This is a genomic window from Paenibacillus massiliensis subsp. panacisoli DSM 21345 (assembly GCF_000426545.1).
Taxonomy (GTDB): Bacteria; Bacillota; Bacilli; order Paenibacillales; family Paenibacillaceae; genus Paenibacillus; species Paenibacillus panacisoli.
Genome location: NZ_KE384534.1, coordinates 492,494 through 505,864 on the forward strand (window position 1 = coordinate 492,494; position 13,371 = coordinate 505,864).

The following is a 13,371-nucleotide window of genomic DNA, read 5'->3' on the forward strand; positions in this document are numbered from 1 at the left end:
GATTAAAGGAACTGGGTTTCATAGTTATGCAATTCTCTAATCTGGATGGTGGGTACTTGATACTAGATTTTATGCTACCGGCATGGATTGTTCTATGCTCGATCTATCTTCTTCATTCCTGTCTTGAGCAGGATAAGCTAATTCATATGAAGCAGCCAATGCGTACATGGGTTGTAGGCATAGTGCTAGGAGTGGCAGCCCTTGTGCTACTTACTGTCCGTCAGGGTCCAGATCATCCAATGGAAATGAGCATGCTCGGGATCGTATATATGCTGGGGGTTTATTTTGGTCGGGCAGGGTCTGCGGTAATCATATTCATGATGCTATTGATCTACCGGATGATGGACCCTGCTTCCTACGCCATGGACTGGCAGTATTGGACAGCTGAACTTGTGTATGTTGCTGGATTGTGCCTCCTGAATGCCTTTTTGAAGAGTTTTTTCGTACAGTGGCTGTCAGGAGGTCTTTTTTTGTTGTTGAACTGTATGCTGCTTGGGTTGTTTCAGGGCTTTGCCGCAGGATGGATGTGTCGAATCCTGTCGCTGGCCCTGATGTTGTTAATGGTCATTATATTATTGTACGTGTTGGCGAGGTCCAGAGAGCGACAGCAGCGCCTCATGCAGAGCTATCGTCAGCTTGAGGAGCTGGTGGAGCATCAGCCAGGGTTCACCTTTATTGTAGAGAAGAGAAACGGGAGGTATGAGTATCTCTTCTCTGAAGGTGAGATGCTTCAGTTAATTGGTGTTCCTCCTCATCGACAGGGGCAACCTATGGGATCGTCTGGACTGGACAGTGAGATTTTTCCGCAAGAGATCATTGAGTTTATCCATCAGAAGTATCAGGAGGCCTGGGAAGGCAAGCCAGTCTATTATGAGGTTGAATGTCTCGGTCACTATGCACTGGTGAAGCTCCAGCCGATTGTAGATGAGCATGGAAGAGTTCAGCGTCTGATTGGGTATGGTGTTAACATTGCTACATATAAGTCGGTCAGGCGTCAGCTCCAGGAACAGGGAGAGGGCTTTGCATTTCTAAAGGAATACGCAGAGGACTGGATTATGGAGTTCACGGCTGAGGGCCGTATTATGTATGCCAATTCAAATGCACTGCAAGCGCTTCAGCTCGAGCTTCCCCAGATTATGAATCAGCACCTTGAGAGGCTGGTACATATAGAGCAAGAGGAGCAATGGGTGAGGCTGATGAGAAGCACACAGCATAATGAAGGAACGAAACAGACCGAGCTTAGGATCATATTGGACAATGGCATGTCGTCGTATTACAACGTGTACATTCTTCCTTTCTATCACAGGGATGTACTTGTGCGAATTCAAGCCGTATTTCAGAATATCACGGATGCTCGTGAGCGTGAAGCGGCGGTGGAGGCTAGTGCGGCCAAGAGCGAATTCCTGACTTATATGACCCATGAAATCAGGACGATACTGAATGGGCTTATCGGTTTTTTGCTACTACTACAGCGAACCAGGTTGTCTCCGATTCAGCAGGATTATGTGCGCAAGATGAATGATTCCTCCCACTCACTCATGAATGTTACAAACGATATTCTGGATATGGCGAAGATCGAGGCAGGAAAGCTGGTTCTGGAGCAGGTACCCTTTCATTTCGAAAAATGGATCAAGGGACTGGCGGACAAGACAGGCGTCTATCCGCGACAACAGAATGTAGAGCTGGTGTTCTACACAGATCCCGATTGTCCACTCTATGTTGTTGGTGACCCCTATCGACTGGAGCAGGTGCTGCTTAATTTACTGAGCAATGCAGTCAAATTTACGGATGCTGGTCACGTTCTGCTGAGGACAGAGGTCATCTCACTAGAGGCAGAGCAAGTCCGAATTCTCTTTGAGATTGAGGACACGGGGATCGGCATGACGAAGGAGCAAATGTCGCGGGTGTTCATGTCATTTACACAGGGGGACCCGGATATAAGTCGAAGGTATGGCGGAACGGGTCTGGGATTATTCATTTGCAAGCATCTGGTGGAGTCTATGGGGGGGAGTCTGGAGGTGGATAGCGCATTTGGCAGCTACAGCCGCTTCTACTTCGAGCTAAGCTTTGCACTGGCAGCTTCACAGGAGCAAGCCCTACCTGATCACACGGAAGTAAGTATTCCTAATTACGAAACAGCCATCGTGGATCACCCATCTCATTCCAGAGAGAGTATGACTCAGATTCTGCAATCCTTTGGCATGAATCCGCGTGTATTTTCAAGCTTTAAGGAGTTCATCAGCTCGGGCTGGGGAACGTCAAATGATCAGGACGGTCAGCATGTGCTGATTATGAACGTAGCTGCCTATGCAGAAGATCCCCTGGAGCGCAGAATTATGGAGCTGACGAAGCTGCTGCGACCCTATCTGCATATTGTGGTGTGCTCGGATGCAGGTAACGTTATAGTGGATGAGGCACATGATTACGAAGTGGAGACAGATACCCGTCTCTTTAAGCCCGTTACCCGTCTTGGACTCTTGGAAGTGTTTGAGATGTTGGAGGAGCCCGCTCTGGCATCAGAAGGAAGCACTGAACAGGATATGTCCGAGCCGGCCCCCTTAATAGAGAAGAAATGTATTCTGGTTGGTGAGGATGAACGCATTAGTCAGCTTGTCATCGAAGGATTACTTGGCTATCTGGGATATGAGGTGACAATCGCAAGTAACGGCTATGAGGTGCTGGATTGGTTGGAAAAGAAGCCGTGGAGTCTGATCTTTCTGGATCTGTCCATGCCCAAGCTGGGCGGTATGGAGACAGCGTTGCACATTCGGAGAATACGTGCGTATGATCAGACGCCGATCATTGCGATCACTGCGAACAGTGTCAAGTCTGTACACGAGCAATGCCTGTCGAGCGGAATTAATGAAGTGCTGATGAAGCCTGTGCACTCGGAACGGCTAATGAGAATCGTAGATGCTTGGTCGGGCATGAATGGTTTGCGCAGTATTCAAGGTGTGGATATTGATCAAGCGCTAACCCAAATGGATGAGAAAATGCATATTCTCCAGTTTGCGCTGAGAAGATTCAAGACGGAGTACGAGTCGTTCGGCAGTATAGTACAGCAGGAGCTGCACGCCAAGAACTTCGACCAGGTGTCCCGTAGAATCCATACCTTGAAGGGAGCTGCTGCCAATCTATATGCCAGACGATTGCAGCAGAAGGTGATTGAAATGGAGGAGTTGCTGCAGTATGGGGCTCTTGAGCATGAAATAAAGCGTACATTAGAGGAAGTGCTTCATGAGCTTCAGCTTATTTTACAATCCATGCCGTAGTGAGGGATTGCAATGGTAATTCAAGGTGTGAATTTGTAACCGACGCCCCATATCGTATGTATGTATCTAGGCTGCTTGGGATTTTCTTCGAGCTTCTTGCGCAGCTTGGTAATGTGAACATCCACTGTACGGTCGTTGATATAGGAGTCAACACCACGAATGGCTTCAATAAGGGCGTAACGGCTAAATACTTTGCCGGGGTTCAGCAGAAAAAGCTTCATAATCTCGAATTCTGAAAAGGTCGTCTCAATCTTGGTGTAATTATGAAGAATGATTCTTCGTTCCAAATCTATGGTGATTCCTGGCTCAGGAGCTGGCCCTGTTGTGGGATTCACCGGAAGTGAGCTCCGTCTTAATACAGCTTCAATTCTGGCCTTAAGCTCCTGCATGCTGAAGGGCTTGCACACGAAATCATCAGCTCCCTCGGTTAACGAGCGGATCCGTTCATGAACATCCGTCAATGAGGAGGTCACAATGATCGGAGCCTGAGTATGGCCTCGAATGAGTGCACAGGGATTAATCCCTTGTGAGTCTGGCAACACCAGATCCAGAATAATGATATCCGGCTGGGAGCTCAACAAGATCAGGCCCCTCTCGGCATTGTCCACTCTGCTCACTTCATAGCCTTCTCCTTGTAGATAAAGAGCCAGTGTGTCGCCAAGCATATGGTCGTCTTCGATGATAAGCACTCTGATCATGATATTCCTCTCTTGGATTCATCAGCTACTAGCATATTGAAATGCTCTAATATATTTGTAAAAAGGTGCAAGTATACTTGTTAATCTATACGTAAGGCAGGGGTCTGTCAAGAAAACCCTTCATCCTTTGGAAAGTCTTGCTGATGGTGACAATGGACGGATTAGAGAAGCTGAGAGCTCATAATCGTTGTGCTTGAATGAAACATTGAACAGATACACTGTAAGGAAGCATTGCATTGCAGAGTGGAATGAAGTACTAACATGCAGCATAACAATGATGGCTGTAATGATGGGTAGCAGAATAGACGCACTCCCGATCGGGGGTGCGTCTATTGGCATGCTATTTCTTCATTTTATTGACCCAACTACGCAGTGCCCATTTGCGCTCGCTCTTTTTACGATATTTTGGCAACGTACGATAAATGGCCAGTGACTGGGTGAATGCTTCGTGCGCTTCACGGCTTCTCCCCAACGATTGATAAATTATCCCCGACAAATAGTAGCCTTCACATGAAGAGGATTGAATGCTCTGAAATTGCTCCAGATAGCCCAGGGCCTTGGATTGATCCTTATCCTTGAAGGCATCTGCCAGCCTTAGCCAAGGCTCACCGTATTGTACGCGCGGATTAATAGATAAGGCCTTCAACAAGTGAGCTTCTCCTTGGTCCGACTGGCCCAGCATAATCCTACTAGTGCCTACTGCATTCCAGTAATCAGCAGAATCATCATAGCTGTCCTTGATCTCCCCCAGGTAACGCAGAGACTCTTCATATTTTTTGCGAATAATCAGGTTACGTGCAAGATCCAGCTTGGCCGATACATCATTCGCATTCAGCGCAATCTGATCTCGCAGCCGGGCTGCTTCGCGTCTACGCTTCAAGGGTCGAGTCAGACTCGGGAAGATGCCGATGAATTGGCGATCAAGTACATAGATGATGATTAGCAGAAGCAGCAGGGCGAGGAAAGGATTGCCCACCAGCCACCATAATGCCGAAAAGATGATAAACTTGCTCATTGTCGTTCCTTCAACTCCTCATTCAGCCTAGCGGATGCCAATACATGGATATTATAGCACAGCGCTGGATTGCTGAACTACGGTTTTCTTTTTTTGGCAGCAGCACAGACAGGAGTGGCAATGATGATATGTGCCACTCCTGTAACTAAACGGGAGATCCATCGATCCACAGAAATGCTTCTCAAGATGCGTCCCAAATGCGTCCCAAATGCGTCCCAAATGCGTCCCAAATGCGTCCCAAATGCGTCCCAAGATACGTCTCCATTTGCTTCTCAAATTGTTGTACTTCGATATGTTCCGCAACCTAATGCTGGCTTGGTCTCAAGATATGCACATCATGGCCGGCAATGGTCACCTCGCCGCTATATTCGTGTTTGCTGATCAGCTCCAATGCTGTACCCTCCTGAATGTAATATTGTTGAGGCTCACGGTCATGATTCATAACGAAGATATAATCCGTACCCTCCTTGGAGCGAACACTGATCTCCACACTGTCAGGAGCGGTGATTGGAGCCCCAATGCCGAGTTCAGTGCAGATATGGGTTAGCAGTCCATTCAGAAATTCCTGATCCGGGTCGGTTGCCACGTACCAGGCCGCACCATTACCCCAACGGTTGCGAGTGAGCGCAGGCATACCCTGATAGAAATCTTCGCCATAGACGGCAATCGTATCAGCGCCTTCTGTATGCAGCAGGTCGCAGAGCAGTCCACATGGATAGGCCCCCTCTAGTACGCCTGTTTTTTCCTTCAGTATGATGCGATTCTTTTGGGTCGGCAAGAGCGCGTCGATCTCTTCCACCCATATGCCGAGCAGCTTCCGCAGCTTGCCAGGATATCCACCAAGTGTTACCAGATCGTGTTCATCGACAATACCGCTGAAGAAGGTAGTCAGGAATGTGCCGCCTTGCTCGACAAAATGCTCTAGCCGCCCTGCTACACCCTCCTTTACCATGTAGAGCACAGGTGCGACAACGATATCGTATTTAGTGAATTCTGTAGATGGACTGATGATATCAACCTGAACATGCTGATCGAAGAATGCTTTGTAGTATTTGTGTATCTGTTCTAGATACTTCAGAGCGACGGTTGGTCCACTGGATTTCTCAATCGCCCACCAGTTATCCCAATCAAAAATAATGGCTGCCCGCGAAGGAACGGAAGCATCCAGAAGGGTATCTCCCAGTGCCTTCAGTTCAGCGCCCAACTGGGTGACCTCTCTAAATACACGGGTATGCTCATGTCCGACGTGCTCGATAACAGCTCCATGATATTTCTCGCATGCGCCAATAGAGCGGCGAAGCTGGAAGAACAGGACGGTGTCGGCCCCATGAGCAATGGACTGGTAGCTCCATAGGCGCATTACGCCCGGTCTCTTCAGCGAATTATAAGGCATCCAGTTCTGCTGGCTCGGAGTCTGTTCCATTAGCATGAAGGGCTGACCATCCTTGAGGCCGCGCATGAGATCATGCGCCATTGCTGTGAAGCTGAAAGGTGTGTCCAGAGCGGGATAGCTATCCCAAGAGACGATGTCCAGATGCTGTGCCCATTTGAAATAATCGAGCTCCTTATAGAAGCCCATCAGATTCGTCGTAATGATCGAATCCGGGATGCGTCGTTTGATCGCATCATACTCCAGCAGGTAGCATTCCAGCAGACTATCCGAATTGAAGCGTGAATAATCCAGTGATATCCCCTGGAAATTCGATTTGTTATTTCCCCAATGCTCAGACAGATTGCTCGGCAATACGATCTCATCCCAGTTATAGAAGGTGTGCCCCCAGAAGGAGGTGTTCCACGCCCGGTTGAGGTTCTCCACGGTACTATAGCGCTTCTTCAGCCACATACGAAAGGCTGCCTCGCAATGCTCGCAGTAGCACTCGCCACCATATTCATTGGAGACATGCCACACCAGCACGGCTGGATGATTCTGATAACGCTCTGCCAGCCGCTCTGCCATTCGTTCTGCATATTTGCGATAGGTTGGACTGTTAGGACAGGAATTGTGCCTCCCGCCGAACTTGCGCTTGCGCCCATCCGCATCGACACGCAGCACATCCGGATATCTCTTCGCCATCCAGGCCGGGTGGGCAGCTGTGCTGGTAGCCAGACAGACATAGACACCATTGGCATACAGGCTTTCAATGAGCTCATCCAGCCACTCGAAATGATAGGTGGATTCGTCAGGCTGATTTTTCGCCCAAGCGAACACGTTTATCGTAGCCATATCTATGCCTGCCAGCTTAAATAGCCGTAGATCCTCAGTATGAATGTCCTTGCTCCACTGCTCTGGATTGTAATCACCACCATAAAAAACCTTGGGCAGCTTGCTACTGATCATGATCAAGCACCTCTTTCATGAAAGTAAGACACCAAAGTAGAACACTTTACGTAACAGAGCTACGACAGAACTCACATCACAAGTATTCACAACAGAACTCACATAACAGAATTGAATACATATAAGAATAACTCTATGCTATATGAAATCATTATTCTTGAATATATAATAAAAGTCAGAGTCTATATAAGAAAATGGAAGTGAGTAAAGTGGATGAAATGGAGCAGAAAGAGCAACAGGAACCGGAGCCTCACAATATGCACAAACGATATTTTCTTACCTCTCGCGAGCAGAAGCTTCCTTTGTTCATTGATAGCATTGGTCTAAATGGACAGCAGGAGGATGTAGACCGTCCAGAGGGCTTCCCGTGCTTTCATTGGCTGCAGACTATTCAGGGAGAAGGGGTAATGAGCTTCGGGGGCGCTTCGTTCAAGATGGGAGGAAATACGGGGGTGCTGCTGCCACCAAGGGAGCCTCACAGGTACAATCGCCGCAGTGATGTATGGCAGACGCTGTATATCACGTTTGACGGCCCCTTGTGCTTGGCTGTTATCGCCGCCCTGGGCTTGAAGCCAGCCTCCTTGTACTACTGGGAGCAGGGGAATGAGCTGGATGGCTTCGGTATTCAGGTGCTGGATTCCATTGCCAGCGACAGAGATTTGTTAGGGCTGGATGCCTCTTCTGATATGTATAGATTCCTGGCCATGCTTAAGAAGCATGGTCGAACCGGCACTCTGCCATCACTATACCAACAGGTGGAGAGAACGATTCCTGTACTGGAGTATATGGAGCAGCATTATGGTGACCCTTCTCTTGGGCTTGGAGACATGGCTGCAATTTTGGGTGTCAGCATCAGACATCTGAATTCTCTGTTCAAGCAATCTATGGGGATTACTGCATATGCTTGTCTAATTATGATTCGAATGCGCAAAGCGAAAGAGCTCATGACAGAGTTCCCTGCCATGCCTGTCCGTGCAATTGCCGAGCGTGTCGGATTCCGTGACAGCAGCCATTTTGTAGCGACCTTCAGGAGGCATGAAGGTGTAACTCCACAGCAATTTCGAATGCTCCATTAAGGTTGCACTATTACTGATTGTCAGCCTTTGTAAAATGATCTTGCAGAGTCTGGAATACAATGGTTATCATGGAGGTAGCTAGACTACTATTATAGGGAACAAGGTGGAGGGACCGGGATGAAGTTAAGCAGTCAGGACCGTTGGGTATTCATTGGCGATTCGATTACGGATTGTGGACGTGCCAGACCGATTGGCGAGGGAGGAAACGGGGCTCTTGGCAATGGGTATGTAGCGCAGATTGATGCTTTGCTCCGAGCAGTGTATCCGGATCTGAACATTCGTATATCCAATGTGGGAACGAGCGGGAACACCGTGCGTGACCTCAAGGAACGTTGGAGTAACGATGTACTGGATCTCAAGCCGGATTGGCTAGCTGTTAAGATCGGTGTAAACGATGTATGGAGACAATTCGATGCTGCCGCACGTCCTGAACAGCATGTCTATCTGGATGAGTACAAGCGCACCTTGCGTGAGCTATTGACCCCTGTGCGTTCGTCGGTGAAAGGGTTGGTGATGATCACGCCGTACTACCTGGAAGCGAATACAGAGGACCCCATGCGTGCTACGATGGATGTTTACGGAGCCGCTGTGAAGGAGATTGCCGAAGAATTGGAGGCCATTCTTGTAGATACGCAAGCGGCTTTTGATCGACAATGGGAGTTCATATATCCGGCTGCTTTGGCATGGGACAGGGTCCACCCGGATCAAGCAGGGCATATGATTATTACGCGTGCAGTGCTTGAAGCCGTCGGCTTTGATTGGAATAGAGCTTGATTATAGAAGGCCAACTTAAGCAGGCAGGTCAGCCAGGGTGCTCCCGAAGCCGACCTGCCTGCTTAGATGTGTCTCTATCGGATAAACAGGAACTCCGGAGACTGAATGGCTGATAAGATTGATTATAGCCCCATTGAATGGTGAGTGTCCCTGTTCAAAAGTACGCAAGTATGCTTGTCTGTAGATGGTTGGATATCCTGCCGTGTAGTGTGCGTCAGACTTAACGCCGACGCGATTTTTTGCGGCGCGCGGAGACTTGGCAGCTAGGACCATTGGTGACGGACACAGGGAACTGATGATTGTAGATCGGTACAGCCTGACACTCATTAACGATCTCGATTGGATGAATGACAGGGATGACCTGTGGGTAGAACAGATGATTTACAACTTGCACAGGTGGGCACACAATTGGATTTACTGGGCAGCTCATGACAGCAGCTCCTTTCGTTGTTTGCTATAACATATTACAAAACTTATGTTTTGCTTGGACAACAGCTGAGCTGTCGTTAATATGGTCCAATATCAGATGTCAGATGTAGTCAATAGAGAGGTGAAGACAGATGCAGAGAATTCGAAGACAGAAGCAGGTCGAGGGGACAACCACCCCTGGTATTATACATAACGCAGATCATCACTTTCTCATCCAGGTGCAGATCTATGAGGATGGGATGGTGAATTGCTGGGAGCTCGTAGATCTAAAGGGACTGGAGCAAAAGATTGACGAATACTGGCTGGGACCAGATATTCCTGATGGAGAGACGCTATCCTTACATGGTCTGGGTGCCTTCATCGTCGGAGCGGCGGATTGGTCATTCGATAACGATAGCTACTACCAGCACATCGAGGCCAAGGTACGGTCACTGAATCCAGAGTTTCGCAATATATACGAGATTACTGCCCGAGAGCGGGAGCTTATGGAAGTGCGAAGAATCAGTCCTTCCCCGAAGGCAGTTGATTTTGCTGTCATTCAAGAGATGTTCTATAGCACTATTGAGGGTGACGGCTTCTGTATGTTCATGAGAGAGCAAGGGGAAAATTACCTTGTCAATCTTGTCGTGTATGAGAATGGAATCGTGCATATTTATGGCTTGTCAGATTCGCGTGAGATTCCTATTGAAGACCTGGAGGCTTCGTTCGCGGATGGAACGTTGTTCACTACAGGGGCTTATCCGCTGGTTGTCTCGATCCCGGAGCTTGGGAAGATCACCTTCACAGAGGAGCTATATGCGGAAGTAGCGGAAGATAAATATAAGGAGCTGCTGGACAAGTATAAGAAGCTAAAGGGTGAGCAGACATCCCTTGAGGAGTGTCGTGCTGCTTATCACTTGTATCTGGAGTTCCCAAGTGAGTTCAACCGTGAGCGCCTGAAGACAGCCTATGAGCAAGTACCTGAGCATATGCGAATGTATCTGGGGGACATGGACACGAGGGATTCTGATTACCAGCGTATTCTGTACTCGCCGGAGGATAAGCGCGAGGTGTGATGCGGTATAGGCAAAAAAAATCGGACGCCCCTTGCGGAGCGCCCTTCGATGGGAGAGGAGAAACCGGACGAAGAGCTTATGGGGAAACGTAAGCCTTCTCCGCGGTTGTCTACGGCATCGGTTAAATGCCGATAATTCAAGCATGCCCATTGCAGGCGATGTTATACATTTCCAAGTGGAAATTTGTCTAGCAGTCTGCAGAATCATCCATTGTACCTGTGCATGGACTTCATTTTTCAAGCGGGACGCAATGTGATACGATACAGGCATAAGGTCGCTGGCGATCGTATATCAAGCTATAGAGAGAATGGTGAAATCATCAGTGAGAGTCATATCTGGAAGCGCCAAGGGAAGGCCGCTCAAGGCAGTCCCTGGTATGGGGACGAGACCCACTACGGATAAAGTCAAGGAGGCTCTATTCAGCATCATTGGACCCTACTTTGATGGTGGTATAGTCCTGGATCTTTTTGCTGGAAGTGGAGGACTAGGAATTGAAGCGCTGAGTCGGGGGATGGATCGGGCTGTATTTGTAGATTTGGAGCCGAAGAGTGTGGAGGTCATCAAGGAGAATCTACGAAAGACAGGCCTGGCCGGGCAGGCTGAAGTGTTCCGTAACGAGGCTGGACGCGCCTTGAAGGCGCTCGCCAAGCGCGGGACTGTTTTTGATGCCGTTTTTTTAGACCCACCGTATCGCATGAAGAATGGAGACGAACTGATGAGCAAGATGCATGAGCTATCTCTGCTGAGAGATGGCGCAGTCATCGTGCTGGAATATGAGACGGGCTATGAATACCCCGAGCAATTCGGCAGTTTCAAGCAGCTGCGCAAAGCGGTATATGGAGAGACGACCGTATCCGTGTACGATTACATATTGCACGAAGAGTCGGTCAAGGAGGACACAGACAATGATTGAACAGGGACACAAACAAAGAATTGCAGTATATCCGGGCACATTTGATCCTGTTACGATGGGACACCTTGATATCATCCAGCGTGCTGCCAGACAGTTCGATGTATTGATTGTGGCGGTGCTTAATAATATAAGTAAAAACCCGCTCTTCTCCGTAGCGGAGCGTATGGAGCTGCTGCGCTCCGTGACGAAGGATATCCCTAATATCGAAGTGGATTTCTTTCGTGATCTGACCGCTAATTATGTGAGGCAAAAGGGAGCGCATGTCATCGTCCGCGGGATTCGTTCCGTGACGGATTTTGAATATGAGCTGCAGCTGGCATCAGCCAACCACAAGCTGAATCCCGAGGCAGAGACGATTTTTATGATGACCAATCCCAAGTACTCCTACCTTAGCTCCAGCATGGTGAAAGAGATTGCTCATTTTAACGGGAACATTGTGGATCTGGTATCTCCAGAGGTGGGCGAGGCCTTGTACGACAAATTCAACGCGAAAAAAGTCGACGACTAGCATACATCGTGATTGATAGCAATAGTAACACTGTAAGAATCAAGATGCCCAGCATCCATGGGGCAACCGTGAGCTGCCATAGACTTGTAATGGTCGGCTCTGTTGCCATATCTATGCTTGTGCTTGTGTCAGTGAGCCCCAGAAGCGGATTCGTCCCATAGGCGGGCTGGACAAGCTGCATGAGACGCTGCCATGGTCCCCAGAGGATGAGGGTAAATATAAAAGCGATCAGGCCGTGCCATAGTCTCGTGTATGCCAGTAGCTTACCGCGATCTGCGGGTCTTGTAATGGCAACGCTCTGGAACCAGCCCGATAAGCCGCCCCATCCTAAGATGGCGCTGATACCGGCCAGTACGAGTGGAGAACTGCCAAGTGCTGTGGTCAAAGCATATGAGCCGAGGTGAAGCTCCAGCAGTGCCGGCCATACATAGCTGAAGGCACCTGAGGACACATACAGGTTGAATAACTGGCTGATGACCGCGAAGAATAAAATGAAGCCGCCCGATATCATCAGCGTCTGCACGGCATTCGTAACTGTATCACCCAGTAATTTGCCGAAGCTGCGGCCATCCTGCTCGCGGGCGAGTCTCATCTCCGTCAGCACAGTGCCCAGCCGTATTCGAACGAAGGGGCCCTGAACATAGCTATGCCCTTCTATTGCTCTTGAAGTAGAACTGGATGCATGATGTCTGTTTATGTTGTTGTCTGTCAATTGTTTGTATGTAGCAGAATTGTTTAGAGTGTTAGTACTGCTACGACCACGAAGCAGAATCAGTGCGGCTGTGATCCCGGCGCTCCAATGTACAGCTAGCAGCAGGTAGCCGAGAGCAGGACTGTGCAGGAACCCGGTACCGATGACCACGATAATCGTCATGGGATTGTTGAAATGAGTCAATGCCGTGAGCAGCCGGGCTTGCGTTTCGCCAAGCTCGTCGCGGGCCATGAGCTGTCTGATCGCTTCAGCGGAAGCGGGTGCCCCGGCCATCATACCCAGCGCCAGTACCCAGCCGCTATGGCCTGGCAGACGGAAGCAGCTTCGCATAAGTGGGCTAAGCAGAACTCCGAGACCGTGAACGATGCCTAGAGCCAGCAGCATTTCGGACAGCATCAAGAACGGCAGCATAGCTGGGAATACAATGGTCCACCATAGCTTGAGCCCTTGCGAGGAAGCCTTGAACACCTCCTCGGGGGCCAGAAGGACACCTGTAAGCACCATGACTGCACCTAGAGCGATAGCTAAGGTGGATATAAGGCGCGGATGCGCCTGAATAATATTTTTCATATCGCTGATTC

The 13,371-nt window shown here is 49.1% G+C and carries 11 protein-coding genes; 6 read left to right on the forward strand and 5 right to left on the reverse strand.

Annotation, left to right across the window (positions count from 1 at the left end; genetic code table 11):
- Positions 1 to 146 precede the first annotated feature (146 nt).
- A complete protein-coding gene (locus K331_RS0124695; RefSeq protein WP_211237357.1) occupies positions 147 to 3,272 on the forward strand; it encodes an ATP-binding protein in 3,126 nt (1,041 codons plus the stop codon).
- A gap of 20 nt (positions 3,273 to 3,292) precedes the next feature.
- On the opposite strand, the gene K331_RS0124700 is transcribed toward K331_RS0124695, so the two are convergent.
- The 3 genes from K331_RS0124700 to K331_RS0124710 form a co-directional block, all read right to left on the reverse strand.
- The gene (locus K331_RS0124700) at positions 3,293 to 3,970 is read right to left on the reverse strand and encodes a response regulator transcription factor (RefSeq protein ID WP_028592351.1); all 678 of its coding nucleotides are present in this window, start codon (positions 3,968 to 3,970) and stop codon (positions 3,293 to 3,295) included.
- Positions 3,971 to 4,310: 340 nt separating this feature from the next.
- Positions 4,311 to 4,985, reverse strand: a complete 675-nt coding sequence (locus tag K331_RS0124705) for a tetratricopeptide repeat protein (RefSeq protein WP_018883557.1) — start codon at positions 4,983 to 4,985, stop codon at positions 4,311 to 4,313.
- 304 nt (positions 4,986 to 5,289) lie between these two features.
- Entirely contained in the window at positions 5,290 to 7,323 is a 2,034-nt protein-coding gene (locus K331_RS0124710; protein ID WP_028592352.1) for a beta-galactosidase, read from the reverse strand.
- A gap of 218 nt (positions 7,324 to 7,541) precedes the next feature.
- Between K331_RS0124710 and K331_RS0124715 the strand changes: the two genes are divergently transcribed.
- The gene (locus K331_RS0124715) at positions 7,542 to 8,399 is read left to right on the forward strand and encodes a helix-turn-helix domain-containing protein (RefSeq protein WP_036635857.1); all 858 of its coding nucleotides are present in this window, start codon (positions 7,542 to 7,544) and stop codon (positions 8,397 to 8,399) included.
- 117 nt (positions 8,400 to 8,516) lie between these two features.
- Positions 8,517 to 9,173 (forward strand): SGNH/GDSL hydrolase family protein, encoded by a 657-nt coding sequence (locus tag K331_RS0124720; RefSeq protein ID WP_028592354.1) that lies wholly within the window; start codon positions 8,517 to 8,519, stop codon positions 9,171 to 9,173.
- Between the two features lie 220 nt (positions 9,174 to 9,393).
- Here the strand turns inward: K331_RS0124720 and K331_RS31720 are convergent, their stop codons facing one another.
- Positions 9,394 to 9,603, reverse strand: coding sequence for a hypothetical protein (locus tag K331_RS31720; protein ID WP_084165561.1), 210 nt, complete (start codon positions 9,601 to 9,603; stop codon positions 9,394 to 9,396).
- Positions 9,604 to 9,733: 130 nt separating this feature from the next.
- Here K331_RS31720 and K331_RS0124725 point away from each other — a divergent pair, with 130 nt between their 5' ends.
- The 3 genes from K331_RS0124725 (at position 9,734) to coaD (ending at position 12,078) form a co-directional block, all read left to right on the forward strand.
- Positions 9,734 to 10,657: a DUF7638 domain-containing protein gene (locus K331_RS0124725; RefSeq protein ID WP_028592355.1), complete on the forward strand. Its 924-nt coding sequence runs from the start codon at positions 9,734 to 9,736 to the stop codon at positions 10,655 to 10,657.
- A gap of 322 nt (positions 10,658 to 10,979) precedes the next feature.
- On the forward strand, positions 10,980 to 11,570 hold the full coding sequence (gene rsmD, locus K331_RS30465; RefSeq protein WP_036635728.1) for a 16S rRNA (guanine(966)-N(2))-methyltransferase RsmD: 591 nt from the start codon (positions 10,980 to 10,982) through the stop codon (positions 11,568 to 11,570).
- The gene (gene coaD, locus K331_RS0124735; protein WP_018883550.1) at positions 11,563 to 12,078 is read left to right on the forward strand and encodes a pantetheine-phosphate adenylyltransferase; all 516 of its coding nucleotides are present in this window, start codon (positions 11,563 to 11,565) and stop codon (positions 12,076 to 12,078) included. The genes rsmD and coaD overlap by 8 nt, the downstream gene beginning before the upstream one ends.
- Here coaD and K331_RS0124740 read toward each other — a convergent pair.
- Positions 12,053 to 13,360, reverse strand: coding sequence for a hypothetical protein (locus tag K331_RS0124740; protein ID WP_051290012.1), 1,308 nt, complete (start codon positions 13,358 to 13,360; stop codon positions 12,053 to 12,055). The genes coaD and K331_RS0124740 overlap by 26 nt on opposite strands.
- Between the last annotated feature and the right edge of the window lie 11 nt (positions 13,361 to 13,371).